The organism is Streptomyces sp. NPDC047049 (genome assembly GCF_040643995.1).
Taxonomy (GTDB): Bacteria; Actinomycetota; Actinomycetes; order Streptomycetales; family Streptomycetaceae; genus Streptomyces; species Streptomyces mooreae.
Genome location: NZ_JBEYVM010000003.1, coordinates 541,601 through 567,344 on the forward strand (window position 1 = coordinate 541,601; position 25,744 = coordinate 567,344).

At 71.2% G+C, this 25,744-nt stretch carries 28 protein-coding genes and 1 pseudogene; 17 read left to right on the forward strand and 12 right to left on the reverse strand.

What is annotated here, in order from left to right:
* The first annotated feature begins 3 nt into the window (after window positions 1–3).
* A complete protein-coding gene (locus ABZ851_RS10365; RefSeq protein WP_361124603.1) occupies window positions 4–465 on the forward strand; it encodes a hypothetical protein in 462 nt (153 codons plus the stop codon).
* Window positions 466–702: 237 nt separating this feature from the next.
* Here ABZ851_RS10365 and ABZ851_RS10370 read toward each other — a convergent pair whose 3' ends face one another.
* The 4 genes from ABZ851_RS10370 to ABZ851_RS10385 form a co-directional block, all read right to left on the reverse strand.
* Window positions 703–1,662 carry an RNA polymerase sigma factor SigF gene (locus ABZ851_RS10370; protein WP_336051211.1) on the reverse strand — a complete coding sequence of 320 codons (960 nt, stop codon included), beginning with the start codon at window positions 1,660–1,662 and terminating at the stop codon, window positions 703–705.
* Between the two features lie 43 nt (window positions 1,663–1,705).
* On the reverse strand, window positions 1,706–2,119 hold the full coding sequence (locus tag ABZ851_RS10375; protein WP_003985353.1) for an anti-sigma factor: 414 nt from the start codon (window positions 2,117–2,119) through the stop codon (window positions 1,706–1,708).
* 292 nt (window positions 2,120–2,411) lie between these two features.
* The gene (locus tag ABZ851_RS10380; RefSeq protein WP_336051139.1) at window positions 2,412–2,900 is read right to left on the reverse strand and encodes a GNAT family N-acetyltransferase; all 489 of its coding nucleotides are present in this window, start codon (window positions 2,898–2,900) and stop codon (window positions 2,412–2,414) included.
* A gap of 29 nt (window positions 2,901–2,929) precedes the next feature.
* Entirely contained in the window at window positions 2,930–3,190 is a 261-nt protein-coding gene (locus ABZ851_RS10385; RefSeq protein ID WP_336051138.1) for a UBP-type zinc finger domain-containing protein, read from the reverse strand.
* 59 nt (window positions 3,191–3,249) lie between these two features.
* Between ABZ851_RS10385 and ABZ851_RS10390 the strand changes: the two genes are divergently transcribed.
* Window positions 3,250–4,851, forward strand: coding sequence for a Na+/H+ antiporter (locus tag ABZ851_RS10390; RefSeq protein WP_361124606.1), 1,602 nt, complete (start codon window positions 3,250–3,252; stop codon window positions 4,849–4,851).
* Window positions 4,852–4,959: 108 nt separating this feature from the next.
* On the opposite strand, the gene ABZ851_RS10395 is transcribed toward ABZ851_RS10390, so the two are convergent.
* Together ABZ851_RS10395 and ABZ851_RS10400 are read right to left on the reverse strand one after the other, a co-directional pair.
* Entirely contained in the window at window positions 4,960–5,892 is a 933-nt protein-coding gene (locus ABZ851_RS10395) for a pyridoxal-phosphate dependent enzyme (RefSeq protein ID WP_361124608.1), read from the reverse strand.
* A gap of 71 nt (window positions 5,893–5,963) precedes the next feature.
* Window positions 5,964–6,203, reverse strand: a complete 240-nt coding sequence (locus tag ABZ851_RS10400) for a hypothetical protein (RefSeq protein WP_088799906.1) — start codon at window positions 6,201–6,203, stop codon at window positions 5,964–5,966.
* A gap of 129 nt (window positions 6,204–6,332) precedes the next feature.
* Here ABZ851_RS10400 and ABZ851_RS10405 point away from each other — a divergent pair.
* From ABZ851_RS10405 to ABZ851_RS10415, 3 genes and pseudogenes are all read left to right on the forward strand, one after another.
* Window positions 6,333–6,521: pseudogene (locus ABZ851_RS10405) on the forward strand (helix-turn-helix domain-containing protein); the annotation flags it as partial.
* 10 nt (window positions 6,522–6,531) lie between these two features.
* Window positions 6,532–7,452: a glutaminase gene (locus tag ABZ851_RS10410; protein ID WP_361124611.1), complete on the forward strand. Its 921-nt coding sequence runs from the start codon at window positions 6,532–6,534 to the stop codon at window positions 7,450–7,452.
* Window positions 7,453–7,537: 85 nt separating this feature from the next.
* Window positions 7,538–7,771: a hypothetical protein gene (locus ABZ851_RS10415; protein ID WP_088799910.1), complete on the forward strand. Its 234-nt coding sequence runs from the start codon at window positions 7,538–7,540 to the stop codon at window positions 7,769–7,771.
* Between the two features lie 30 nt (window positions 7,772–7,801).
* Here ABZ851_RS10415 and ABZ851_RS10420 read toward each other — a convergent pair whose 3' ends face one another.
* The 3 genes from ABZ851_RS10420 to ABZ851_RS10430 form a co-directional block, all read right to left on the reverse strand.
* A complete protein-coding gene (locus tag ABZ851_RS10420; RefSeq protein WP_361124613.1) occupies window positions 7,802–8,254 on the reverse strand; it encodes a VOC family protein in 453 nt (150 codons plus the stop codon).
* 64 nt (window positions 8,255–8,318) lie between these two features.
* Window positions 8,319–9,257, reverse strand: coding sequence for a beta-ketoacyl-ACP synthase III (locus ABZ851_RS10425; protein WP_361124615.1), 939 nt, complete (start codon window positions 9,255–9,257; stop codon window positions 8,319–8,321).
* 469 nt (window positions 9,258–9,726) lie between these two features.
* Entirely contained in the window at window positions 9,727–12,108 is a 2,382-nt protein-coding gene (locus ABZ851_RS10430) for a heavy metal translocating P-type ATPase (RefSeq protein ID WP_361124617.1), read from the reverse strand.
* A 189-nt stretch (window positions 12,109–12,297) separates the two neighbouring features.
* On the opposite strand from ABZ851_RS10430, the gene ABZ851_RS10435 reads away from it, so the two are divergent.
* The 5 genes from ABZ851_RS10435 (at window position 12,298) to crcB (ABZ851_RS10455) (ending at window position 15,818) form a co-directional block, all read left to right on the forward strand.
* Window positions 12,298–13,383 carry a magnesium and cobalt transport protein CorA gene (locus ABZ851_RS10435; RefSeq protein WP_361124955.1) on the forward strand — a complete coding sequence of 362 codons (1,086 nt, stop codon included), beginning with the start codon at window positions 12,298–12,300 and terminating at the stop codon, window positions 13,381–13,383.
* Between the two features lie 244 nt (window positions 13,384–13,627).
* Window positions 13,628–14,494: an isocitrate lyase/PEP mutase family protein gene (locus ABZ851_RS10440; protein ID WP_361124619.1), complete on the forward strand. Its 867-nt coding sequence runs from the start codon at window positions 13,628–13,630 to the stop codon at window positions 14,492–14,494.
* A 123-nt stretch (window positions 14,495–14,617) separates the two neighbouring features.
* Complete coding sequence (gene crcB, locus ABZ851_RS10445; protein ID WP_361124621.1) at window positions 14,618–15,055, forward strand: fluoride efflux transporter CrcB; 438 nt, start codon at window positions 14,618–14,620, stop codon at window positions 15,053–15,055.
* On the forward strand, window positions 15,052–15,447 hold the full coding sequence (locus ABZ851_RS10450) for a DUF190 domain-containing protein (RefSeq protein WP_361124623.1): 396 nt from the start codon (window positions 15,052–15,054) through the stop codon (window positions 15,445–15,447). Before crcB (ABZ851_RS10445) ends, ABZ851_RS10450 begins: the two co-directional genes overlap by 4 nt.
* Window positions 15,444–15,818, forward strand: a complete 375-nt coding sequence (crcB, locus tag ABZ851_RS10455; protein ID WP_361124625.1) for a fluoride efflux transporter CrcB — start codon at window positions 15,444–15,446, stop codon at window positions 15,816–15,818. Before ABZ851_RS10450 ends, crcB (ABZ851_RS10455) begins: the two co-directional genes overlap by 4 nt.
* Before the next feature lie 221 nt (window positions 15,819–16,039).
* On the opposite strand, the gene snpA is transcribed toward crcB (ABZ851_RS10455), so the two are convergent.
* Window positions 16,040–16,705, reverse strand: coding sequence for a snapalysin (gene snpA, locus ABZ851_RS10460; RefSeq protein WP_361124627.1), 666 nt, complete (start codon window positions 16,703–16,705; stop codon window positions 16,040–16,042).
* Window positions 16,706–16,943: 238 nt separating this feature from the next.
* Between snpA and ABZ851_RS10465 the strand changes: the two genes are divergently transcribed.
* The 5 genes from ABZ851_RS10465 to ABZ851_RS10485 all read left to right on the forward strand — a co-directional run bounded on the left by ABZ851_RS10465 (window position 16,944) and on the right by ABZ851_RS10485 (window position 22,972).
* Entirely contained in the window at window positions 16,944–17,903 is a 960-nt protein-coding gene (locus ABZ851_RS10465) for a LysR family transcriptional regulator (RefSeq protein ID WP_361124629.1), read from the forward strand.
* 221 nt (window positions 17,904–18,124) lie between these two features.
* Window positions 18,125–19,423 (forward strand): cation:proton antiporter, encoded by a 1,299-nt coding sequence (locus tag ABZ851_RS10470; protein WP_361124631.1) that lies wholly within the window; start codon window positions 18,125–18,127, stop codon window positions 19,421–19,423.
* 311 nt (window positions 19,424–19,734) lie between these two features.
* The gene (locus tag ABZ851_RS10475; RefSeq protein ID WP_361124633.1) at window positions 19,735–20,718 is read left to right on the forward strand and encodes a helix-turn-helix transcriptional regulator; all 984 of its coding nucleotides are present in this window, start codon (window positions 19,735–19,737) and stop codon (window positions 20,716–20,718) included.
* A gap of 256 nt (window positions 20,719–20,974) precedes the next feature.
* Entirely contained in the window at window positions 20,975–21,556 is a 582-nt protein-coding gene (locus tag ABZ851_RS10480; protein WP_361124635.1) for an HAD family acid phosphatase, read from the forward strand.
* Window positions 21,557–21,766: 210 nt separating this feature from the next.
* Entirely contained in the window at window positions 21,767–22,972 is a 1,206-nt protein-coding gene (locus tag ABZ851_RS10485; RefSeq protein ID WP_361124637.1) for a S8 family peptidase, read from the forward strand.
* A gap of 222 nt (window positions 22,973–23,194) precedes the next feature.
* Here the strand turns inward: ABZ851_RS10485 and sodN are convergent, their stop codons facing one another.
* A complete protein-coding gene (gene sodN / locus ABZ851_RS10490; protein WP_030085982.1) occupies window positions 23,195–23,590 on the reverse strand; it encodes a superoxide dismutase, Ni in 396 nt (131 codons plus the stop codon).
* Window positions 23,591–23,797: 207 nt separating this feature from the next.
* Between sodN and sodX the strand changes: the two genes are divergently transcribed.
* Window positions 23,798–24,268 (forward strand): nickel-type superoxide dismutase maturation protease, encoded by a 471-nt coding sequence (gene sodX, locus ABZ851_RS10495; RefSeq protein WP_361124640.1) that lies wholly within the window; start codon window positions 23,798–23,800, stop codon window positions 24,266–24,268.
* On the opposite strand, the gene ABZ851_RS10500 is transcribed toward sodX, so the two are convergent.
* Window positions 24,172–24,801, reverse strand: coding sequence for a CGNR zinc finger domain-containing protein (locus ABZ851_RS10500; protein WP_361124642.1), 630 nt, complete (start codon window positions 24,799–24,801; stop codon window positions 24,172–24,174). The genes sodX and ABZ851_RS10500 overlap by 97 nt on opposite strands.
* A 95-nt stretch (window positions 24,802–24,896) precedes the next feature.
* On the opposite strand from ABZ851_RS10500, the gene ABZ851_RS10505 reads away from it, so the two are divergent.
* On the forward strand, window positions 24,897–25,658 hold the full coding sequence (locus ABZ851_RS10505) for a class I SAM-dependent methyltransferase (RefSeq protein ID WP_336051114.1): 762 nt from the start codon (window positions 24,897–24,899) through the stop codon (window positions 25,656–25,658).
* Window positions 25,659–25,744: the final 86 nt, after the last annotated feature.

Below are 25,744 nucleotides of genomic sequence, written 5' to 3' on the forward strand. Positions count from 1 at the left end.
GGGGTGAGCAGTCAGCAGAAGCAGTCCGTGTCCCGAGCCGCCGGCGCCCCCACCGCGCCCGAGCCGACCGGCCCGCGGCCCGCCCGGCTGAGCGCCGCGGCGGCGCTCACCGCGGTCGAAGGGCTCGCGCTGGCGGCCCTCGGCGGGTACATGCTGTTCATGGGTCTCGCCGGTTCGCCGGACAGTCCGCAGCAGGCGGAAATGGGCGGGCTGACGGTCCTGGCGCTCGCGGTCCTGCCGCTGGTGGCCGCGCGGGGGCTGTGGCTGCGCCGCCGCTGGAGCCGGGGCCCCTCACTGATCACTCAGATCGTGGCGCTGCCGGTGGCCTGGACGCTGGTCCACGGCGGGGGTGCGCTGATCGCGGCCGGTATCGGACTGGCCGTGGCCGCGGTGGTGGTGCTCGTCCTGCTGGTCAATCCGACGGCCACCGAGGCACTGGGCATCGGGCCGCGGGAGACGCCCTGAGGATCATCCCGTGTGCCGCCCGTCCGGACGGGCGGGCCTGGCGTGGGTGGGACCGGGCCTGACGCGGGGGTCGCCGGCCTGATGCGAGGGCCATAGGCCTGATGCGAGGCTGCCGGGCCTGACACGGGAGTCCGGGGCCCGACGGGAAGAACCGGCGGGAAGAACCGGGCCCGGACGCACGGCGGGCGGAGCCCGTGAGAGCCCCGCCCGTCCCGATCGGTCCTTCGCAGACCCCGTTCACTCCTCGACGAGCAGCTTGTCGCGCAGCTGGGCGAGGGTGCGGGCCAGAAGGCGGGAGACGTGCATCTGGGAGATGCCGACCTCCTGGGCGATCTGCGACTGGGTCATATTGCCGAAGAAGCGCAGCAGCAGGATCTTCTTCTCGCGCGGGGGCAGGTCCTCCAGCAGCGGCTTGAGGGATTCGCGGTACTCCACGCCCTCCAGCGCCTCGTCCTCCGCGCCGAGGGTGTCGGCGACGGCCGGGGACTCGTCGTCGGTGTCCGGGACGTCCAGGGAGAGAGTGCTGTAGGCGTTCGCCGACTCCAGCCCTTCCAGGACCTCCTCCTCGGAGATCGCCAGATGCTCGGCCAGCTCGTGGACGGTGGGCGCGCGGCCGTGCCGCTGGGACAGCTCGGCGGTCGCGGTGGTCAGCGACAGCCGCAGCTCCTGGAGGCGGCGCGGGACGCGGACCGCCCAGCCCTTGTCGCGGAAGTGCCGTTTGATCTCGCCGACGACGGTGGGGGTGGCGTACGTGGAGAACTCCACGCCGCGGTCCGGGTCGAAGCGGTCCACGGACTTGATCAGGCCGATGGTGGCGACCTGGGTCAGATCGTCCAGCGGCTCACCACGGTTGCGGAAGCGCCGGGCCAGATGCTCGACGAGCGGGAGGTGCATCCGCACGAGGGTGTTGCGCAGCTCGGCGCGCTCCGGGGAGCCGTCGGGCAGCGTGCGCAGCTCGTAGAACAGCGCCCGGGCGCCGCTGCGGTCGTGCGGCTCCTGCGCATGCTGGTGATCCTGCAGCTGGTGTTCGGGGGCCGGCGCATCGTGCTGATGCGCCTGCTGCCCCGGCTGCTCGCTCTGCTCCATGTGGTCCGCCCGCTCTGCCTGCTCCGCCGCATCCAACCGGCCGCCGTGGTCGTCCACTCCCACCGGATGCGGCCGGGCCTGCTGCTCGGGGATGGTCGCACTGGACGCCATCCGCCCGCCGCGTTCGAGATCTTTCACGGGGCCCCCTGTTCGGTCATGACGGTCCGGGACCGGCGCCGCGCTCCTTGTACAGACTGATGGTGACCGTTCGGTCCTCGGCGACCGTGGAATCGACCTTGCCGGCCAGTGCGGAGAGCACCGTCCAGGCGAACGTGTCGCGCTCGGGGGCGCGACCGTCGGTTGTCGGGGCCGACACGGTCACCTGCAGTGCGTCGTCGATGAGGCGGAAGACGCAGCTCAGCACACTGCCGGGGACGGCCTGTTGCAGCAGGATCGCGCACGCCTCGTCGACCGCGATGCGCAGATCCTCGATCTCGTCGAGGGTGAAGTCCAAGCGGGCTGCGAGTCCGGCCGTGGCCGTACGCAGCACGGACAGGTAGGCACCCGCAGCGGGCAGACGGACTTCCACGAAGTCCTGAGTCCCGGGCTCGCCTGCGATCTGGGACACCCTCACCTCCAAGGTGGCACAAGCTGGTTGAGCTGGAAATGCGCGATATTCGCGTTGTTCGGGATATTTCCTGCCGGGTCTTTCTCCCCTCGGGTGAAAGGAGAACGATCCGGTGCAGCACATGGTTCGGCTGTGACGCTATCGCGATCCGCGGGCCGGTGTCGCCCGGAAGGTGCGCGGCTGCCGTCCGGCGCGATCCGGCCCCGGTCCGCCCGGCGCCCTCACTGTCACTGATTGTAAAGCCACGGGTACGGACAGTGGCTAGGGGTGTGCACTGTCAAATCGATGCCGATTACGCTCCGTTGACACGCGAGGTGCCCGCAAGGTTGTGCAGTGCCTCTCCAGTGAGCCGGAAGACCGTCCATTCGTCCATGGGCTGAGCACCGATCGACCGGTAAAAACCGATGGACGGTTCATTCCAATCCAGGACTGACCACTCGAAACGCTCGTATCCGCGGGCCACGCAGATCTCCGCGAGGGCCGCGAGCAGTGCCTTGCCGTGCCCGCCGCCGCGCGCCTCGGGGCGGACGTACAGGTCCTCCAGGTAGACACCGTGCGTGCCCGTCCACGTCGAGAAGTTCCGGAACCACAGGGCGAAGCCGACCGGGGCGCCGCCGTCCTCCGCGATCAGCGCGAAGGCGGCCGGCTGCGGCCCGAACAGGGCCTCCTTCAGCTGGGGCTCGGTGGCCTGCGCGGCCTCGGGCTCGCGCTCGTACGCCGCCAGCTCGCCGATCATGGCCAGGATGACGGGGACGTCGTCGGGGGTCGCTTCGCGGATCATGGGTGAAGGCTAAGGGGTCCTTGGACGCTTCACACCAGCGTCTGGTCGGCGAAGCACCAGCGCCAGGACTCGCCCGGTTCGAGCGTCCGCATCACGGGGTGACCGGTCTCCTCGAAGTGCCGGGTGGCGTGCCGGTACGGCGACGAATCGCAGCAGCCGACATGGCCGCAGACCAGGCACTTCCGCAGCTGTACGGGATGGCTGCCGGCGGCCAGGCACTCCAGGCAGGTGGCGCTCAGCGCGGACGGTCCGGGGCGCGGCAGTTCGGGAACATGCGTGCACTCGCTCATGATGGCCAGGTTAGATCGCCGGGACGGGTGGCGAAGGGTTCGGGGACGGGACGGGTCCGATGGCAGTGATGCCGCTGTTTTTGCTGGTCGCGGGGAGCGCGGCGGTCGCCGGGCTGGCACGCCGTACCCCTGTCCCCGCGCCGCTGCTGCTGGTCACCGCGGGGCTCGCGGCGTCCTACATCCCGGGCATCCCGGACTACACCCTCGATCCGCACATCGTGCTGCCGCTGGTGCTGCCCCCGCTGCTGCACACCGCGGCGCTGGAGAGTTCGTACCTGGATCTGCGGGCCAATCTGCGGCCGGTGGCGCTGCTGTCGGTCGGCTATGTCCTGTTCGCGACGCTGGTGGTCGGCTCTGTGGCGTACCTCGTCATCCCGGGACTGCCGCTGACCGCCGCGCTCGTGCTGGGGGCGGTCGTCGCCCCGCCGGACGCCGTCGCGGCCACCGCCATCGCCCGCAGGCTCGGGCTGCCGCACCGGATCACCACGATCCTGCAGGGCGAATCGCTGTTCAACGACGCCACCGCGATCACCGCCTACAAGGTGCTGCTGGCCGCGGCCCTCGGGGCCGGCGCGACCTGGGGCGACGGGATCAAGGAGTTCGCCGTCGCCTCACTGGGCGGCATCGGGACCGGCGTCGTCCTGATGGTGCCGCTGCACTGGCTGCGCGTCCGGCTGCGCGAGTCGGCGCTGCTGGAGAACACCCTCTCGCTGCTCATCCCGTTCTTCGCCTACGCGGCGGCCGAGCAGCTGCACGCCTCCGGGGTGCTCGCCGTCGTCGTGGTCGGCCTCTACCTGGGGCACCGCTCCTGGCAGGTCGACTTCGAGACCCGGCTCCAGGAGGCCGCCGTGTGGAAGATGGTCTCCTTCCTCCTGGAGTCCGCAGTCTTCGCACTGATCGGGCTGCAACTGCGGGTCGTGCTGCGCGGGCTGGGGGAGTTCAGCGCGGCGCAGGCGCTCTGGTACGCGGCCGTGATGTTCCTCGTCGTGGTCCTGGCACGCTTCGTGTGGGTCTTTCCCGGGACCTATCTGCCGCGCGCCCTGTCGGCCCGGATCCGGGCCCGGGAGCCGGAGACCAACTGGAAGTCGCCGGTCGTGGTCGGCTGGGCGGGGATGCGCGGCGTGGTGTCGCTGGCCATTGCGTTCTCCCTCCCCGCCACCGTGCCCGGCGGCGGGTCCTTCCCGGCCCGCAACCTCGTGCTCTTCCTGACCTTCACCACCGTCATCGCCACCCTGGTCGTCCAGGGGCTGACGCTGCCCCCGCTGATCCGCGCGCTGAAGCTGCCGGGACCGGACCCCCAGAGGGAGACGCTTGCCGAGGCGCAGGCGCAGAACGAGGCCTCGCGGGCCGCCGAGGAGCGGCTGGATGAGCTCCTGCGGGACGAGCGCAACGCCCTGCCCGGACCGCTTGCCGACCGATTGCGCACGATCATGGAGCGGCGCCGCAACTCCGTGTGGGAGCGGCTGGGCGCGGTCAACGAGGTGACCGGGGAGTCCGTCGATGAGACCTACCGGCGGCTGGCCCGCGAGATGATCGACACCGAGCGGCGGGTGTTCGTCCAGCTGCGGGACGCCGGCCGGATCGATGACGAGATGCTGCGGACGCTGCTGCGCAGGCTGGACCTGGAGGAGGCGACGGCCTACCGGGAGGAGGCCTCGTAGGCGGGGTGGGGACCGGGCCCCTTACGCGGTCGCCGGGCCCGCTGCTGTGGCCTGGCTCCGGTCCGTGCTCCTGTGCCGTGGCCTGACCGGCGGCTCGGCGGGGGCGGCTCAGGGCGTGCCGGTGATCACTGCGGCCACCGTGCTGCCGGGGGAGAAGGCGCCCTCCTCGGCCAGTGTCGTCAGCCCGTACAGCAGCTTGGCGACGTAGATCCGCTCCAGGGGGAGGCCGTGCCGGTCCTCGAAGGCGTCCGCGAACGCCTCCAGTTCCGGGGTGCGGCGGGCGTATCCGCCGCAGTGGAAGCGGCCGTCCAGCCGCCAGTCGCCGCGCGGTCCGCCGAACGCCGCGCGCTGCAGTTCCGCGACCGTCTCCTGGAGGAAGTGCGGGTCGCCGCCCTTGAGTACGGGCACCCCCAGGGCGTGCTGCCCCGGCGCCAGCCCCGCGGCGAGCCCGGCCAGGGTGCCGCCCGTTCCGCAGGCCACCGCGACGGTGCCGGCGGCGCCGTGCAGCTCCCGGCCCAGCTCCGTACAGCCTTGTGCGGCAAGGGAGTTGCTGCCGCCCTCGGGTATGACGCGGAACGCGCCGAAGCGGTCGTGCAGAGCGGCGAGCACGTCCGGGTCACCGGGGCGGCGGTAGCGGGCCCGGTCGAGGAAGTACAGCTGCATACCGTCGGCGGCGCAGCGGGCCAGCGACCAATTGAGCGGGGCGCCGGCGAGCTCGTCGCCCCGGACCACACCGATGGTGGCGAAGCCGAGCAGCCGGCCCGCCGCGGCGGTGGCCCGCAGATGGTTGGAGTACGCGCCGCCGAAGGTCAGCAGCGCGCGGTCACCGGCGGCGGCCGCGGCCCGCAGGTTCGGCGCCAGCTTGCGCCATTTGTTGCCCGCCAGATCCGGGTGGATCAGATCGTCCCGCTTGAGCAGCAGCCGTACGCCGCGCCGCGTGAACGGCTCGTCCTCGATCTCCTGGAGGGGCGAGGGCAGGCGCGGGCGCAGGGCGTGCGGATCCGGCAGCGGGCCGGGGGCGGTGCTGGTCACACTGCTCATTGTCCCGGGTGCCGGCGGCGTCCCGGGTGCCGGCGGTGCGGGCCGCGCCCTGCCGCCTGACGGGATGGGCGCTACCCGCTCGTGTGCAGGAACGCGTCCCCGTGCGCGTTGACATGCGCCTCGAGGGTGTTGAGTGCGTCCTGGGTCGCCTCGGGGGAGCCGCTGCCCCGGCGCTCGGCGAAGTACGCGGCGCCCAGCTTTCTCAGCAGTTCGTTGCCGGCGCGGTTCTGCTGCACCTCGTCGACCTTCTGCTTGCCCTGGTTCAGCGCGCTCTGGGCCTGTTCCTTCGCGCGGTCGAGAAACCCTGACATGTGCCACCTCCGTGAGGTCCGTGTCGTAAGGGATCAACGGCGCGGACGGCCGTGGGGTTCCCGTGCCAGGCTGGGGGATATGGGCGAGGAGCGCTACTCGGATGAGCCATCCGGCGTATCCGGCGGATCGCGTTCGGGTACGGCCCCAAGACCCTGACCCGGGTGCTCCGGTTCGTCCGCGCGCTCGATCTGGCGCGCTCCGGGATGCCCCGCGCACAGGTCGCGGCCCGCGCCGGATACGCGGATCAGGCGCATCTCGCCCGCGAGGTGAAGGCGCTGGCGGGGGCCCCGATGGGGGTGCTGCTCGCCCCGGGTTAGCGTGTCCGTCATGGACTACCAGGCCGTTCTCGAGGAGGTAGCGGCCCACGCCAGGCCGTATGTGCGACAGGGCAGGGTCGCCGACTACATACCGGCCCTGGAACGGGTGTCGGCGGACCGTTTCGGGATCGCGGTGGCCGATATCCACGGCGACGTGTACGGCGTCGGGGACTGGGAGACCCCGTTCTCCGTCCAGTCCATCTCCAAGGCGTTCTCGCTGGCGCTGGTGATGTCGCAGAGCCATGACGGCCACGACGACATCTGGAAGCGGGTGGGCCGCGAGCCGTCCGGTACGCCGTTCAACTCGCTGGTCCAGCTGGAGGCGGAGGAGGGCATCCCGCGCAACCCGTTCATCAACGCGGGCGCGCTGGTGGTCACCGACCGGCTGCAGACCCTCACCGGCGATGCCAGCACCTCGATGCTGCACTTCCTGCGCGAGGAGAGCGGCAACCCGGACCTCGCCTTCGACCAGGCGGTGGCCGACTCCGAGGCCGAACACGGCGACCGCAATGCCGCGCTGGCGCATTTCATGGCGTCCTTCGGCAACCTGGAGAACCCCGTCCCCAGCGTCATCGAGCACTACTTCTGGCAGTGCTCGATCGAGATGAGCTGCCGGGACCTGGCCGTCGCCGGCGGATTCCTCGCCCGTCACGGGCTGCGCGCCGACGGCAGCCGCCTGCTGGAGGCCCGCGAGGCCAAGCGGATCAATGCGGTGATGCTGACCTGCGGGACGTATGACGCGGCGGGGGAGTTCGCCTACCGCGTCGGGCTGCCCGCCAAGAGCGGTGTCGGCGGCGGCATCATCGCCGTGATCCCGGGGCGCTGCACGCTGTGCGTATGGAGCCCCGGACTCGACGCCCGCGGAAACTCGGTGGCGGGCGCCGCGGCGCTGGACCACTTCACGACGCTGACGGGATGGTCGGTGTTCTGACGGGCGGACGGGCGGAAGACCGGTGCCCCTTGCCGTTGTGGCCGCCCGGCGGCTGGCGCATCGTGGGCGTAGGAGGTGCACGGCCATGGAGCACGAGATGCGCGCCGAGTACGAGGAAGGCGTCCTGCCGCACGCGGACACGCCGGTGAAGATCTGGCACATGGTGCGGCTGGACGGCACCCTCGCGATGTGCGGGCGGGAGCTGGCGCCGGCCGCCGCCACCCAGACGGCCGACGTCTGGGGCACGCCCAAGGGAGAGCCCTTCTGCCACACCTGCGGCGCGCTGTACCTGCGCGAGCACCCCGGGGACATCGGCTAGGACGGACACGCCCCGGGGCGGACAGGCTCCCTACGGCAGCGGCGCGAACAGATCGACCCCGTGGCCGTCCGGGTCCTGTACGACGGCGTAGCGCTGCCCCCAGAAGGCGTCCCACGGCGGCTTCTCGCCCGTATAGCCGGCGGCGGTGAGTTCCGCGTAGACCGCGTCGACGCCGTCGGGGCCCGCGCACTCGAACGCCAGCCCCGTCGGGGTGCCGCCCCGCGGCGGCGTCCAGTCCGGGTCGACGGCCCGCGCGGTCTCGTGGGTGTCCCACATCAGCCGCAGCCCTCCGGGGAGCTGTGCCTCGGCGTGCGGGGCGCGGTCCGCGTCGGCGGGGACGTCCAGGCCGAGGCGGCGGTAGAAGGCGAGGGCCGCGGCCATGTCGGCCACGACGATGCCGATGGCGGCGAACCGCGGGGTGGACGGTGTGGTGGAGGCCGGCGTGCCGGCGGGAGGAGTACGGGGGCAAGGAGTGCTGGTCATGCGGCGAGCGTAGGGTGCCCGCCGGGCCGCGGTCTTGAACGAATCGGACGTGACGGTGCCCGTCTCAGGGGCAGCGGATGACCTGTCCCGCATACGAGAGGTTGCCGCCGAAGGCGAACAGCAGCACCGGAGCGCCGGAGCTGATCTCACGGCGTTCGACCAGCTTGGACAGGGCGAGCGGCACGGAGGCCGCCGAGGTGTTCCCGGAGTCGACGACGTCCTTGGCGACCACCGCGTTGACCGCGCCGATCCGTTCCGCGACCGGTTCGATGATCCGCAGGTTGGCCTGGTGCAGCACCACGCCGGCAAGATCGGCGGGCGTGATCCCGGAGCGTTCGCACACCGTGCGGGCGATGGCCGGCAGCTGGGTGGTCGCCCAGCGGTAGACGGTCTGGCCCTCCTGGGAGAACCGGGCCGGCTCGCCCTCGATGCGCACCGCACCGCCCATCTGCGGCACCGAGCCCCACAGCACGGGACCGATCTCCGGCTCGGGCGAGGCGCTGACCACCGCGGCCCCCGCACCGTCGCCGACCAGCACACAGGTCGAGCGGTCCGTCCAGTCCACGACCTCGGTGAACTTCTCCGCCCCGATGACCAGCGCATGGGTCGAGGAGCCGGCCCGGATGGCGTGGTCGGCGGTGGCCAGCGCATGAGTGAAGCCGGAGCAGACGACGTTGAGGTCCATCGTGGCGGGTGCGTCCAGCCCGAGCCGGGCGGCGACCCGGGCCGCGGTGTTCGGGCTGCGGTCGGTGGCCGTGCAGGTGGCGACCAGCACCAGATCGATGTCCTGCGGGGCCAGGCCACTGGCGGCCAGGGCCTTGGCCGCGGCGGCGGACGCCATGGCGTCCACGGTCTCGTCCGGGGCGGCGACATGGCGGGTGCGGATGCCGACGCGGCTGCGGATCCAGGCGTCGTCGGTGTCGACCATCGAGGCGAGGTCGTCGTTGGTGAGCACGCCGGAGGGCTGGTAATGGCCGAGAGCCAGGACGCGTGACCCGGTCATGGAATCCCCTGTACGTGGGTGGGCGGTACGTCACCAGTCTCACCTCTCGCTGTCGCCCGGCGGCTGCGTGAACTGCCAATGTTCCGTCGCCAGAACTGGAGACACCTGTCAGAACCGCGGAGATCCGCCCTGGAGATCCATCCTGGAGATCCGCCCCCGGGGATCCACCTCTGGGGAGCCACCTCTGGGGTCCGGCCTGCACCCGGTCCGCGTGGCCCTGCGTCCAGCCTGCACCCGGCCCGCGGGCGGCCCGCAGGGAACGGGGCGCCCGCGGGTGGCGGGGCGGAATCCCGCAGGGGCAGCAGCCCGCCCGATCCAACGGCAGGGCTACCGGGCCCGGGGCGTATTGCTCCGCTCGCGGGCGCGTCCCGTAAGCCTTCGGGGCCGGTGCGCGGGGCCGCATCCCGGGGCCGCATCCCGGGGTCACTGCGCGGCAGCCCCCGGCGCCCGGCCGGCGTCCGCCGGCCCGCTACCCGGCCAGTGCCCGGAAGCGGCGCAGTCGCAGGCTGTTCCCGACGACGAAGACCGAGGAGAACGCCATCGCGGCCCCGGCGATCATCGGGTTGAGGAGGCCGGCGGCGGCCAGCGGCAGCGCCGCGACGTTGTAGCCGAACGCCCAGAACAGGTTGGTACGGATGGTGCCGAGGGTCGCCCGGGCCAGCCGGATGGCGTCCGCCGCGGTGCGCAGATCGCCCCGCACGAGGGTGAGGTCACCGGCCTCGATGGCGGCATCGGTGCCGGTGCCCATCGCCAGCCCCAGGTCGGCGCGGGCCAGCGCGGCCGCGTCATTGACGCCGTCGCCGACCATCGCGACCGAGCGGCCCTCGGACTGCAGCCGTTCGACGACCGCCACCTTGTCCTCGGGCAGCACCTCGGCGATCACCTCGTCGATCCCGACCTCGGCGGCGACCGCCGTCGCGACGGCGCGGTTGTCGCCGGTCAGCAGGACCGGCGTCAGCCCCAGCGCCCGCAGCCGGCGCACCGCCTCGGCGCTGGTGGGCTTCACCGCGTCGGACACCACCAGCACCGCGCGCGCTGCGCCGTCCCAGCCGACGGCGACCGCGGTACGCCCCTCGGCCTCGGCCGCGGCCTTGGCGGCCGCCAGCTCGGGCGTCAGGAACTGGGACGCCTGGTTCAGCAACTGCTCGCGGCCCACCAGAACGGTGTGTCCCTCGATCACTCCCCGGACGCCCAGGCCGGGGACGTTCGCGAAGTCCTCGGGGGTGGGGAGGGCGTCCTCGGGGGCCGGCCGGGGGGCCGGGGCCGCCCCCGGGACGGCGTCCGCGGTCCGCTGCCCGGCGCCGGCGGCGATGGCACGGGCGACGGGGTGCTCGGAGGCGTGCTCCAGCGCGCCGGCCAGCCGCAGTACCTCCGCCTCCGTGACGCCCTCGGCGAGGTGCACCCCGGTGAGCGTCATCACGCCGGTGGTGACCGTGCCGGTCTTGTCCAGGACGACGGTGTCCACCCGCCGGGTCGACTCCAGTACCTCGGGCCCCTTGAGCAGGATGCCGAGCTGGGCGCCGCGTCCGGTGCCGACCATCAGCGCGGTGGGCGTGGCCAGTCCGAGGGCGCACGGGCAGGCGATGATCAGGACGGCGACGGCGGCGGTGAAGGCGGCCACCGCGCCGGCGCCGGCGGCGAGCCAGCAGCCGAGGGTGCCGAGGGCGAGCGCGATCACGGCCGGGACGAAGACCGCGGAGATCTTGTCCGCCAGCCGCTGGGCCGCGGCCTTGCCGTTCTGCGCTTCCTCGACCAGCCGCGCCATCCGGGCGAGCTGGGTGTCCGCGCCGACCCGGGTGGCCTCGACGACCAGCCGGCCGCCCGCGTTGACGGTGGCCCCGATGACGGTGTCGCCGGGGGAGACCTCGACGGGGACGGACTCACCGGTGAGCATCGAGGCATCCACGGCGGAGGCGCCCTCCAGCACCGTTCCGTCGGTGGCGATCTTCTCCCCGGGCCGTACGGTGAAACGGTCGCCGGCCCGCAATGCCGTGGTGGGGATCCGGACTTCACGGCCGTCCCGGATCACGGTGACGTCCTTGGCGCCCAGCTCCAGCAGCGCCCGCAGCGCCGCTCCCGCCTTCCGCTTCGCGCGCGCCTCGAAGTAACGTCCGGCCAGGATGAAGGTGGTGACACCGGCCGCGGCCTCCAGATAGATGCTGCCGCTGCCGTCGGTGCGGGCGATGGTCAGCTCGAAGGGGTGCGTCATCCCGGGCATGCCCGCGGTGCCGAAGAACAGCGCCCAGAGGGACCAGCCCAGTGCCGCGAGGGTGCCCATGGAGATGAGGGTGTCCATGGTGGCCGTGCCGTGCCGCAGGTTGGTCCAGGCGGCCCGGTGGAACGGCCAGGCGCCGTACGCCACCACCGGCGCGGCCAGGGTCAGCGAGAGCCACTGCCAGTTGGTGAACTGCAGGGGCGGCACCATCGCCAGCAGCACCACCGGGACGGAGAGGGCGAAGGAGATCAGCAGGCGCTGACGGAGCGCGGCGAGCCCGTCGCCGTCGGGCCGGCCGCCCACCGCTCGGCCCTCCGCCCGGCCGTCCGGCTGCCCGGCCGTCCGGCCGTGGGCCTCGTCACCGTCGGGTCCGGTGGTGGCCGGCGCCGGGTCCGGGGCCGGCGGTGGTGGGACGGCCGCGGTGTAGCCGGTGCGCTCCACGGTGGCGATCAGGTCGGCGGTCCCGACGCCGCTGCCCTGCGCGACGGTCACCCTGGCCTTCTCGGTCGCGTAGTTGACCGTGGCGGTGACCCCCTCCATGCGATTGAGCTTCTTCTCGATGCGGGCGGCGCACGAAGCGCAGGTCATCCCGCCGATCTCCAATTCGACTCCGTGCTCTCCGACCGCGGTCGTCATGGCTGCTCCTCGGTGTGCTGCGCGTGCCCTTGCCGTCCCCTGAGAACGATATACCCCCCTAGGGTATTCCCCGGGGGTGCCACCGTGTCGTCGTCCACTCCCCAGCGTCTTCGCCCCGCCGCGCTGGGTGAAACAGCCGCTGCGCCGTACCGCTCATGCGCTCCCGCGGGCCATACTGGCCCGGTGTCGATGATCAGCAACCTCCGCAAGGCCGTCCGGCTGCCGCAGCCGCGCACCCGGGGTGTCGACCTCAGTCACCCGGCTCGTTCGCCGCTCGGCACCGCCGTGGTGAACTGCGCGGTGTACGTGGACGGCGTGCGGCAGGACGGCGACCATCCGGCCGAGGCGGCGATCCGTAAGGTCCGTAAATCCGGCAGTGGATTCGTGTGGATCGGGCTGCATGAGCCGTCCGAGAAGGAATTCGCCGGAATTGTCGAATTGTTCGGGCTGCACCCCCTCGCCGTCGAGGATGCGGTCTACGCGCACCAGCGGCCCAAGCTGGAGCGCTACGACGATTCGCTGTTCACAGTCTTCAAGACGGTCCGCTATGTCGAGCACGACCGGCTCACCGACACCAGCGAGGTCGTCGAGACCGGCGAGATCATGGTCTTCACCGGCACCGACTTCGTGATCACGGTACGGCACGGCGGGCACGGCTCGCTGGGCCCGCTGCGCGAGCAACTGGAGTCCGTGCCCGAGCAGTTGGCGCTCGGCCCGTCCGCCGTGCTGCACGCCGTCGCCGACCTGGTGGTGGACGACTACCTCGATGTCGCCGCCGCCGTCTCGATCGATATCGACGACGTCGAGAGCGAGGTCTTCTCCGTGCGCGGCAGCGGCGGGGCCGGCCGGATCTACCAGCTCAAGCGCGAGCTGCTGGAACTCAAGCGCGCGGTGGCTCCCTTGGACCGGCCGATGCAGGAGCTGGCGACGCAGCCGATGGCGCAGGTCGAACCCCGGATCAAGACCTACTTCCGGGACGTCGCCGACCATCTCGACCGGGTCACCGAGCAGATCACCGCATTCGACGAACTGCTCAACTCCATACTCCAGGCCCATCTCGCCCAGGTCACCGTGGCCCAGAACGAGGACATGCGCCGGATCAGTGCCTGGGTCGCGATCCTGGCGGTGCCGACCATGGTCTGCGGTGTGTACGGCATGAATTTCGACCATATGCCGGAAAAGCACTGGACGTTCGGCTATCCGCTGGTCATGGGGCTGATCGTGACCCTCTGCCGGGTGATCCACCGCGGCTTCAAGCGCAACGGCTGGCTCTGACCTTCCTCGTCCGCGGCCCGGCCCCGGCCCCGGAAGCCCGCCGGGTGCGCACGCGGGGATGAAGCAAAGAGAAAGTCAGTGAAGGTCATGGCGTGTTAAAGGCGCGCCGCCGATGCGCCGGATAGACATGCTCTGACCAGTTCCCCCGTGGGCGGGTGCGCGCGGCGGCGGTACCTTCCGCGCGTCCGCGAACGCGTCCCGGACGCCGGACCGCGGCCCCCGCCGGTTCTGTGAGGAGAGCACATTGCGGTACGGACAAGCACTGCGTGACGAGATCGCCGCCGAGGGGACGACACCGCTGATCGGCGTCCACGACATGCACTCGGCCTCGATCGCCGCCGCGCACTACAACGGCTTCTTCGTGTCCGGCTTCGGCTTCGCCGCGTCGTACTACGGACTTCCGGACATCGGGTTCATCGCCTGGCCCGACATGGTCGCCTTCGTGGAGCGGCTGCGCGGCGCGTTCCCGCGCCACCATCTGCTGGTGGACATCGACGACGGCTACGTCGACCCCGAAGTGGCCTGCCATGTGGTGCAGCGCCTGGAGCGGACCGGCGCGAGCGGGGTGATCCTGGAGGACCAGAAGCGGCCCCGCCGTTGCGGCCACGCGGACGGCAAGCTGCTGCTGCCGCTGGAGGAGTACCTGGAGAAGCTGAACCTGGTGCTGGCCAGCCGTACCGATCTGCTCGTCGTGGCCCGTACGGACGCCACGGAGGAGGACGAGATGCTGCGGCGGGCGGCGGCGCTGGCCGGGACCGACGCGGATGTGGTGCTCGTCGACGGGGTGCGCAGCGTCGAGGGGATCCGCCGGATCCGCGCGGTCCTCGGCACCAAGCCGTTGCTGTTCAACCAGATCGCGGGCGGGAAGTCCCCACGGCTCTCGCTGACCGAACTGACCGGGCTCGGCGTCGATGTGGCCATCTACAGCACCCCCTGTCTGTTCGCCGCGCACCGGGCGATGGAGACCGCGATGGCCGAGCTGAAGTACGCGGACGGACGGCTGCCCGCCACCGGGGGCAGCGGCGGCGAGATCGGGGTCAAGGAAGCCACCGAACTGCTGGCCCGCAACATCAGCCGGCACCACCCCGTGCGGGAGACCGTCCCGGCATGACCCGCGGTGCGGGGTGCCCCGGGCGCGGCCACCCCGCCCCACCCCCGGGGGCCACCGGTCCCCCGGTCAGCGGTGTCCCGCACGCAGGGTTAGCCTGAGGGCGGCGTTGATCTCGGGAGAGACATGGATGAGCGAGGCCGGCCGGCGGCGCCCTGGCAGGGGCAGTGGCCGGTGATCGGGGTAGTGGCGGTGGGCGGCGCGATCGGCGCCTCGGCCCGTTACGGCGCCGCGCTGCTGTGGCCCACGGCCAACGGCACCTTCCCCCTGACCACGTTCACCGTCAACGCCGTCGGCTGTGCGCTGATGGGCGTCCTGATGGTGGTCATCACCGAGGTCCGCGCGGCCCACCGGCTGGTGCGCCCCTTCCTCGGCACCGGCATCCTCGGCGGCTTCACCACCTTCTCCACCTACGCCGTCGACATCCAGCGGCTGGTCACCGCCGGTCGGGCGGCCGCGGCCCTGGCCACTCTCGTCGGTACCGTGCTGGTCACGCTCGCGGCCGTGTGGGCCGGGGTGACCGGCACCCGGGCACTTCTCCAACTGAGGCGGCGGACGGCATGACACACGGCACGGCACATCCGGGCGGCGCCCCCGCGCTGCGGCTCACGGTCCTCGTCGGAGAAGAGGACGTATGGCACCGCAAACCGCTCTACGCGGAGGTCGTGCACCGCGCGCGCCATGCGGGGCTGGCCGGGGCCAGTGTCTTCCGGGGGATCGAGGGCTTCGGCTCCTCCGGCATCGTCCACACCCAGCGCCTGCTGTCCCTGAGCGAGGAAATGCCGGTGGCGGTCGTCATCGTCGACGCGGAGGAGCGGGTGCGGGCCTTCCTGCCGCAGCTGGACGAACTCCTCGCGGGAGGCGGGCTGGTGACCCTCGACCCGTGCGAGATGTTCTCCTGCCGGCGTACGGGCGGAAAGGGCGGCGCGGGCGCCGGGGAGGGCGGACGCGGGTGAACTGGCTGCTGGTGGTGGCCGGTGCCATGGTCGGGGCACCGCTGCGCTTCCTCACCGACCGCTATGTGCAGTCCCGCCACGACACCGTCTTCCCCTGGGGCACCTTCACCGTCAACGTCGCCGGCTCCCTGATCCTCGGCCTGCTGACCGGCGCGGCCTGCGCGGGAGCCGCCTCCTCGCACGTCCAACTGCTGCTCGGCACGGGGCTGTGCGGTGCCCTGACGACATACTCGACCTTCTCCTACGAGACGCTCCGGCTGGCCGCGGACCGGGCCCGGGCGAGTGCGGTGGCCAATGTCGTGGTGACCGTGGCGGCCGGACTGGCGGCGGCGTTCGCCGGGGTGGCCGCCGGACAGGCGGTCTGGGGCTGACGCCCCCCGTTCGTCTTAGCGGACAGACGAAAACGGCGGGGCTCCGGAGAGCCCCACCGCACGGGCGGTGCAGGAGCTGCGAGGGCTGGTGGGGTACGAGTGCCGGCCGCCAGGTCCCGGCTCTCGACAGCCCCGGCCGTGCGGATCCGACCACCATCCAGCTCGGTCGCATCCGCCGGCCACCGCCGAACTTCGTTACGTCACAAGGCCCGTGGCGTGCGTCAGGAGGCCTTGCCGAAGTGGACGCCCGCCAGGCCGTTGGCCCAGAGCTGGTCCACCTTGGCGCTCTCGTTCGCGTCCGGCTTGGTGTTCTGGCAGGACGTGCCGGGGCCGCCGCCGGACATCAGCTCGCTGCAGGGGCCCTCGTAGTGGTCCGGCAGGCCCAGCACATGGCCGGTCTCGTGCGCGGCCACGCGGGTGGAGTTGTACTCCTTGTTCTGCTGGTAGTCCAGGAAGACATAGCCCTTGCCGTGGCCGTCGGTGCTGGCGTACGAGCCGCGGGCGTCGTTGCCCTCGCGGTACTGGAAGTCGCCGCCGCTGCCCGCCTGCAGCTTCACGTTCGACACGGCGCTGTTCCAGATCGACGCGCTCTCGGCTATCTGCTTCGCGAAGGTCGGGGCGGCGCCGGCGTCATAGGTGACGGTCACCGAGGCGGCGCCGGGGTGGGCCTTCATCTTGGCCTTCGCCGACTTCACCACGGCCTCGAAGAACGCCTTGGTGTCGGCCTTCTCGGCCGCCGAGCCGTTGTAGGCCGCGATCGAAGCGGGGGTGCTGTGGGAGGAGTTGGTGGGGGAGGGGGAAGCTGCCGAAACGGGCGCCGCGGCTGCGAGCGCGGCGACGAGGCCCAGTCCGAGCGCCGCCGACAGCGCCGTCTTGGGAGATCTCATGTGGGGGCTCCTTTGACTCCGAGGGCCGTACGGTCGCCGTGTGGGGCGGCGACCGGGGCCCTGCGGATTTCTTGGTGCCCTTGAGTCTGAACCGAGTTCACCCGGACGACAGAGATGCCAGGTGGCGATAGCACCGGCCAATACCCCGGAGCGCCGGCCAATACCCCGGAAAAAAGAGCGCGTTCCGGCAGGTTTGAGAGTCTGGTGTGACGTATGCCTACGTCGTTATGCTCCGGACGTGGAGCTCGAGGTAAGGCATCTTCGCGCATTGTGCGCCATCGCGGACTCCGGCAGCGTACGCAAGGCGGCCCGGCAGCTCGGCATGACCCAGCCTTCCCTGACGACCCAGCTCCACCGCATCGAGAAAGCCCTGGGCGGCCAGCTCTTCTTCCGTGAACCGACCGGCAGCCGGCCCACGCCCCTGGGGCATGCGGTGCTGTGCCGGGCCCGGCCGATAGTGGCCGAAATGCGCGCACTTATTGACGAGGTTGCCTCGGCCTCGCACCGTGACCAGGGCACGCGGCTGCACATCGGCAGCACCAACAGCCCCGCGGTCGCCGGGTGGCTGCGCCGGCTCCGGGTGCGGCTGCCGGACACCGACACCACGATAAGAACCGATGTGTCCGCCAACGCGCTGCTCCACATGGTCGCGACGGGACAGCTCGACGCCGCCTTCGTCCACGAGGTCGAAGGCGCGCCGCTGCGGGTCCCGGACGGCCTGGTCGAGCATGAACTCATCGCCAGGGAACCGCAGTTCATCGCCGTGGGGGCCACCCATCCCGCGGCCGGGCGGACGGTCATCCGGGTGTCGGACCTCGCCGACGACCAGTGGATGGTCGACCCGACCGTGGACGGCGAATGGGCGGGACTGCGCCGCATCTGGGCCGCGGCCGGCATCAACCCCCGTGTCGTGCACGGCGACTACCTCACCACGGTTGATCTGGTCACCGCCGGCGAGGTGGTCACCCCCTGCCAGCCGACCGCGCGCTCCCGGCACGGCATGGCGATCCGCCCCCTGTACGGCGACCCGCTGGCCGTCCGCCTCTTCATGGCCTGCCGCCAGGAAGGCACCCCCGCCGCCTCCGCCGACGACCTGTTCGCCGACCTGACCGCCTCGTACATGGAGACCGCCTGGGCGAGCGAGGCCTACCGGACCTGGCTGGTGCAGCACAACGGGCCGCTGCCGGTGGGGCGGTAGGGCACTGGACGGCCACGGCCGCCTGCCCTTGCCCTGTGCCGACGCCCGCTCCCGGGTGCGCCAAAGGCCTGGATGCCCCACGCACCCGGCCCCGCCGGCCGGGCCTGTCCACCAACCGTGTGAAAGCCGCGGTCCCGGCCGCCGGGGGCCCACCGGCCCGTGCGGCGATGGCCGAGAGTGGGGGTGCCGAAGGCCGGCGCGGCCAAGCCCTGGAGGCCCGTGTGGATGGCACCTTTTCCCTGGTCCTGCTCCTGCTGTTCCTGTGGTGTCTGTGTTCGCGGCGGATGGAACGCTACGAGCTGACCGCTCCCGCCGCCTTCGTCCTGCTGGGCCTGCTGCTGGGCGAGGGCACCGGCGTCCTCCACCTCGCCCTCCCGCACGAGACGGTCAAGCTGCTCGCGGAGGTCACCCTGGTCTGGGTGCTCTTCACCGACGCCGCCCGGCTCTCCTTCCGTGCCCTGCGCCCGGAGCTCGGCCTCTACGGACGGCTGCTGGGGATCGGGCTGCCGCTGTGCGTGGCCCTCGGCACGGTGCTGGCGGCCGCCCTGCTCCCCGGCGTCTCCTGGTGGGCCGCCCTGTACGTCGGGGCCGCGCTCGCCCCGACGGACGCCGCGCTCGGCGCCACGATGATGGTCAACCCCGTCGTCCCCGCGAAGATCCGCCGGCTCATCAATGTCGAGAGCGGTCTCAACGACGGCATCGTCACGCCCCTGGTGGTGCTCGCCCTGGCCGGGGTCTCCGCGGCCGGGCACACCGCCCCGCCGGATGCCACCGGCCATGCCGTGGTGCAGCTCGTCGTCGGCGCGGCGTACGGCGCGGTGGTCGGACTGGCCGCCGGATGGCTGCTGCGGACCACGCTCCGCAACGGCTGGGCGGGCGAGGACTTCGCCGGCGCGGGCGTCCTGGCCCTGGCCCTCCTCGGCTACACCTCCGCGCTGGCGCTCGGCGGCAACGGGTTCATCGCCGCCTTCGTCGCGGGCCTGGCCGTCGGGTCGACGCACGGTGCGCCGCAGCGGGTGCTTCTGTACGTCGAGCAGTCCGCCGCACTGGTCTCCGTGCTGGTCTGGCTGGTGTTCGGCGCCCTCCTGCTGCCGGAGGTGTTCGACCACCTCACCTGGCAGAGCGCGGTCTACGCCGTACTGAGCCTCACGGTGATCCGGATGCTGCCCGTGGCCCTGTCCCTGATCGGGAGCGGACTGGACCTCAAGACGGTCCTGTTCGTCGGCTGGTTCGGCCCCCGCGGACTGGCCTCGATCATCTTCGGCCTGCTGGCGGTCGAGGAGCTGGCGGCCCCCGACACCCGAGCGGTGGTCCCGGTCGTCACCCTCACCGTCCTGCTCAGCGTCCTCGCCCACGGCCTCACCTCCGCACCCCTGGCGAACCGCTACGGCCGAGCAGCAGCGGCCAAGGGCATCGGCCCGGCCGGCACCACGGCGGACGAACTCCCGGTCAGGGGCATGGCAGCGGGCGGCCTGCACCACGGCCTGGGCCGGCGCCGGGGCGGCTCCACGCCGTCGTGACCGTCTCCTGCTGACGGCCCCTGCTCCTCCTCCGTTGCCGGTAAGGCCTTGCCCTTGATCAGGCACTGCCGGGCCCCGGCACGTCGACGGCATTACGGGCCTTTGCAGCATTCAGGTCGCGATCGAGATCTTTGGGTCCGTGCCTGAAATGCAAGCGCTTTCTCCCTTTCCGCTAAGGGCGTGCGCATTTAACTTCACGTTCGACCTTCCCGTGACACGATGTCGGCCGTCATGGCGATCTGCCATTGACCCGAACGACGTGGTCTTCTTCCTGCTCGCTGCTGCAGGGCACCCGAACCGAGAGGACTCATGTGACAGACAGGGATCTGGTGGAATATCTGGGGGATCTCGGCGTGGCTCCGCGGGAGGCCGAGGCATTCCAGGTGCTGCTGCAGTCCGGCCAGCGCACCGTCGGGCAACTGGGGGCATACCTGGGATGGGACTGTGAAGAGGCGAAGAAAACCGTCCGCCACCTGATGGACCTGGGACTGGTCACCGTCGGCGGCTCCCACCGGTCCACCGTCTCCCCGGCCGAACCGAGTATCGCTCTCGACCGTCTCGCCCACGCGCGGTCGGCCGAGGTGCAGCAAGCGCACCTGGCAGCCCTGCATGCGTACCGGGAATACCGGCGCTGTACGGGCTCACAAAGCACCGATGAACTGGTCGAAGTGGTGACGGGACCGCAGATCGTCGACCGCATATGGCAGTTCGAGAGAGCCGCGGAATCGGAAGTGGCCCGCTTCGATTCGCCGCCCTATCATACGGACGGTGGCGCCAATCCCATAGAGGTGGACAACCTCGAACGGGGCGTGAAATACCGGGTGGTTTATTCCAGTTCGGCCGTACAGAACAGTGCCTACTATGCGGTCAATATCCAGCCGTGCATTGCTGCCGGTGAAGAAGCCCGGGTGCTCACGGCGGTGCCGGTCAAACTCACCGTTTTCGACCGGCGGCTGGCGATCGTGTCGATGTCATCCGTCGAAGCGGAATCCAATGAGTCGCTGCTCCTCGTGCGGCCGTCAAGTCTGCTGACCGCGCTCCTCGGACTCTTCGAGACCGCTTGGAGTTCCGGTTATCCCATGCACCTGAGCGCGCAAGTACCACCCGCTCTGCGTCCCTTACAGCGCCGCATTCTGGAGCTGCTGGGGACGGGGGTCACCGACGACACCATCGCGCAGCTGCTGGGTATCAGCCGCCGCACGCTCTCTCGCCACATGGAACATCTCTACCTTCTGGCCGGGGCCGCCAACCGGTTCCAGCTCGCGCTGTACGCGGCGCGTAAGAAGTGGATCTGAGGCCTTGCTTGCGGAACAGGGGGATTGTCGACGGCGAGTGGGTCCGCCAGGTGCGCGCCCAACCCGGCCACTGGCGCACTTGTGACACCACGCGGCCGCTGAGGGGAGTACTCATATCGGCGTGCGGGTCACGGAGGAAGCGGCATCGCACACCGGTGACGGCATCGGGAGATGTCCCAGCGGCCCCTGCCCGTCTCCCTCCGTGACATGCCCGACTCCCCGCAAAGCATCGTGAGTGCACGCAAAGGAGCAAAGAATGTCCCACGGTACGAAGGCCGCGTTCATGGCCGGCACGGCGATATGCGCCCTGGCGGTACTTCCCACCGCAGCACAGGCCGCACCTCATCCGGACTCGCTGCCGACGAAGAGCGCTTGGCTTCAGGACGTCGCACCTGTGGCGGCCGACCTTCAGCACCATCTGGAACAGCGCCTGGCCCATGTCCCGCGCGGTGAAAAGCCCGCGGTTGTCCTGGACATCGACAATACGTCCCTGGCCACTCATTACGACAAGGGCAAGCCCATCGAGGCGATCCTCAGCGCCACGAAGTACGCACACGCGCACGGCGCGGCCGTACTGTTCGCTTCCTACCGCAGCCCCGACTCCAGGAACTCCACGACCAAGCAGCTCACCTCGGCCGGCTACACCGTTGACGGACTCTGCCTGAAGCCCGAGGGGCACAGTCCCGGAAAGGCCCAGGTGAAACTCGGCTGCCGTAAGCAGTACGAGCAGCAGGGGTACACGCTCATCGCCAACGTGGGTAATCGCAGCACCGACTTCGAGGGCGGGCACTACGAAAAGGGATTCAAGCTGCCGGACTATGACGGTCAATTGAGCTGACGGTCACACCCCGCTGTGGGCCCGCCACTTTCCGTGGCGGGCCCACCCGTGTTTTTCCGAGGTGTACCCCAACGCCACATCGCCCTGGAGAAAGCCCGGTTGCGCATCTGTGCCACTGGCAAAGCTGCGCCGCCAACGCGGCCGGACAGCCGGTACACCAAAGGGGCCCGGTGATTTCCGGGTCTCACCCTCTCCCTCTCAGGAGCAGCCATGCCCACAGGCATACGAAGGCTCACCGCGGTCGTCGTGCTCGCGGTGGCCGTCCCCCTCCTCACCGGACAGGTGTCCCGGGCGCAGGAGCCGCAGCCCGCACCGGCCGTCCGTACCGCTGCCCACGCCATCCCCGGGAGGTACATCGTCACCCTCAAGGACCGCGCGCTGTCGGCCCATTCGGTGAAGGCCGAGGGAGCCCGCCTCGTGACGGCACACGGCGGCACCGTCCGGCGGTCCTTCGGGACGGCCCTCAAGGGATACGCGGCGACGATGACCGACGAGCAGGCCCGCCGGGTCGCGGCCGATCCCCGGGTCGCGTACGTGGAGCAGGATTCCGAGATCAGCGGCTCCGCCGTCCAGAGCAACCCCCCGTCCTGGGGGCTCGACCGGATCGACCAGCACACCCTGCCCCTGGACAAGAGCTACCGCTATCCGGGCACGGGCGGCAAGGTCACGGCCTATGTCGTCGACACCGGCCTGCGCACCTCCCACGCCCAGTTCCAGGGCCGCGCCGCGCTCGGCGTCGACGAGGTGGGCGACGGTCACGACGGCCAGGACTGTGCCGGGCACGGCACCCACGTCGCGGGAACCATAGGCGGCAAGGACTACGGCGTGGCCAAGGGGGTCAAGCTGGTGTCCGTCCGCGTGCTGAACTGCCGCGGCAAGGGCTCGGCCTCGTCGATCATCGCGGCCGCCGACTGGATCACCGCGCACGCCGTCAAGCCCGCCGTGGTCAACATGAGCATCAACGGTCCGAAGAGCAGCAGCGAGGACAGCGCGATCAAGAAGTCCATCGCTTCCGGGGTCACCTGGGTCGTGTCCTCGGGCAACGACGGCACGAACGCCTGCGGCAACTCACCCGGCGACATAGCTCCCGCGCTCGTGGTGAACAACGCCACGGCCGACGACAAGCGCCGCCAGGACTCGGACTACGGTCCCTGCACCGACCTGTTCGCCCCGGGAACGGGCATCAACTCGGCCTGGAACACGGGCGACACGGCCACCCACTCCCTCACCGGGACGTCGATGGCCGCACCGCATGTGACCGGCGCCGCCGCCCTCTACCTCTCCGCGCACCCCAATGCCTCCCCCTCCGAGGTCCACGACGCGCTCCTCGGTGCCGCCACGCCCGACCGGATCTCCGACACCGGCAGCGGCACCCCCAACCGGCTCCTCTACACCGGCGGCCCGGACGCCCGGTAACACCGCGCCCTCCACCACCGGAAGCCCGGCCCCGGCCCGGACCGGCGCTGACCCGGGTACCGGCACGTCGGCTGGGCCGGGGCCATCCCCACGGACCGTCCGGGTGAAACGCAGACCGCACCCGCTCCGTCACGGACGCCCTGCTGGGGCGGCGTGCGGAGCGGGTGCGGACAGTGCGGCGAGGTGACCTGCGGAAACGCGGGTCGGACGCCCGGCCTGAGGTCAGGCCTTCTTGGTCTCCCAGAAGATCTTGTCGATCTGGGCGATGTAGTCCAGGGCCTTCTGGCCGGTGGCCGGGTCGTTGGAACCCTTGGCCGCGCTGAGGGCCTTGAGGGTGTCGTTGACCAGCTGGTGCAGCTCCGGGTACTTCTCGAAGTGCGGGGGCTTGAAGTAGTCGCTCCACAGCACCGAGACGTGGTGCTTGGCCAGCTCGGCGCGCTGCTCCTTGATCAGGACGGCGCGAGTGCGGAAGTCCGCGTCCTCGTTGGCCTGGTACTTCTCCTGGACGGCCTTGACCGACTCGGCCTCGATGCGGGCCTGGGCGGGGTCGTACACGCCGCAGGGCAGGTCGCAGTGGGCGCTGACCTTCACCTTGGGGGCGAACAGGCGCGAAAGCATGTTCAGTCCTTCCTCGTGATCGTCTTCTCAGGTGCGAGATTACTCGGTGCGGGAAGGCTTTTCTTGGCCGGGCCGGGGGTCTTAGGGCAAAAGTCCGGTAGCGGAGTGGGGCTGATGGAGGATGGACCGGTGAGCGAAGCGAGATGGGGGTGCCCCCGGACGGAGTCCGGGGGAGGGACGGACCGGGGCCAGGCCGGGAGGTACGGGATGCCGGAGCGGGTGCACGAGCGTGGGCCGGAGCAGGGCGGGGACGCGGACGCGGGGAGCGGGCGGGGCGGGCTCCTCCGCGCCTTCGGGCTGGCCGAGGTCTACAACCCGTCGATGGTGCCGACGCTGCGGCCCGGGGACCAGCTGGTGGTGCGGTACGGGGCGGCGGTGCGGCCCGGTGACGTCGTAGTGCTGCGGCACCCGTTCCGGCAGGATCTGCTGATCGTCAAGCGGGCCGTGCGGCGGCGCGACGGCGGCTGGTGGGTACAGGGGGACAATCCGTTCGTCGAGAACGACAGCCGGGAATTCGGGGTCGTTCCCGACGAACTGGTCATCGCCCGCGCCTGGGTGCGGGTGCGGCCCCCGCGGGGGATTCAGCGCTCGGTCGCCGGGGTGCTCTCCTGGGTGGTCTCGGCGGTCCGGCCGGTGCGGCCCGAGCGCTCGCTCTCCAGGCGCTTGCGGGCGCGGTAGGCGGCGACATTGGCGCGGGTGGCACAGCGGTCGGAGCAGTAGCGCCGGGAGCGGTTGGTCGAGGTGTCCAGGTAGACGTTGCGGCAGGGCTGCGCCTCGCAGATGCCGAGCCGGTCCACGCCCAGGTCGGTGAGGTGGAAGGCCAGGCCCATGCAGGCGGTCGCGGTGTAGCCCGCGGTGGCGTTCGCCGCGTGGTCGGCGATGTGCATGTGCCAGTCGGGGCGGCGGTTGTCATCGCGGTACTCGTGGCCGGAGATCTGCGGGCTGACCGGGAACTCCATCATCAGGGCGTTGAGGAGGTCCACGGCGCGCACCTCGTCGCCGCCGGCCGCGGCCTCGAAGACGGCGCGCAGGCGGGCGCGGACCGCGCGCAGCCGGGTCACGTCGCTCTCGGTCGCGCGCCGGGCGGCCTGCTGGGCGGGGCCGAAGAGGTCGCGTACGGCTTCGACCGTGGTGAGGCTGTCGGTGCCGCGCTCGGGCTGCTCGGTGTTGACCAGTCGCACGGCATAGTCCGAGTAATAGGCCAGTTCCACTTGTAGTCCTTACGGGCTGGGGCTAAGGTGCGGAATGCTTGCGTGAGGTAATAGGTGTTGTTGCTACGAGGGTATTACGTTTTGAAGGGGAAGCGATGACCGAGACCGTTGCCGGCGCCGATTGGGCGGCGTGGCAGAACAGTTGGGACCGTCAGCAGGAGTGGTACCTCCCCGACCGCGAGGAGCGGTTCCGGGTGATGCTGGACATGGTCGAGGCCCTGGTGGGCCCCGCGCCCCGGGTGCTGGATCTCGCCTGCGGCACGGGAAGTATCTCCGACCGGCTGCTGAAGCGGTTCCCCGAGGCCGAGAGCGTGGGCGTCGATCTGGATCCTGCGCTGCTGGCCATCGCGGAAGGGTACTTCGCCGGCGAGCGCCGGGTCCGCTTCGTGCGCGCCGATCTCAAGGACCCGGCCTGGACGGACCGGCTGCCGCACGACGCGTACGACGCGGTGCTCACCGCCACCGCGCTGCACTGGCTGCACACCGAAGACCTCCGGGGCCTGTACGGGCAGCTCGGCACCCTGGTGCGGGACGGCGGGGTCTTCCTGAACGCCGACCGCATGCCCGAGGAGGCCACCCCGCGGATCAACGCCGCCGAGCGGGCCTTCCGGCATGCGCGGATGGACGCGGCGAAGGCGGCCGGGGCCGTCGACTGGGCCGAGTGGTGGCAGCTGGCGGCCGCCGACCCGCGGCTGGCCGGGCCGACCGCCGAGCGCTTCGAGATCTACGGCGAGCACGCGGACGGCGACACCCCCTCGGCGGCATGGCATGCGGCCGTGCTGCGCGAATCGGGGTTCGCTGAGGCGCGGCCGGTATGGTCCTCGCCCACGGACGCGCTGGTGCTGGGCCTGAAGTAGGGGCATGGCGCACCGCCGCACCGGCCGGTGACGGGGGAAGGGCGGGGCAGGGGCGGAGGCGGGACGGAGGCGAAGGGCGGCGACGG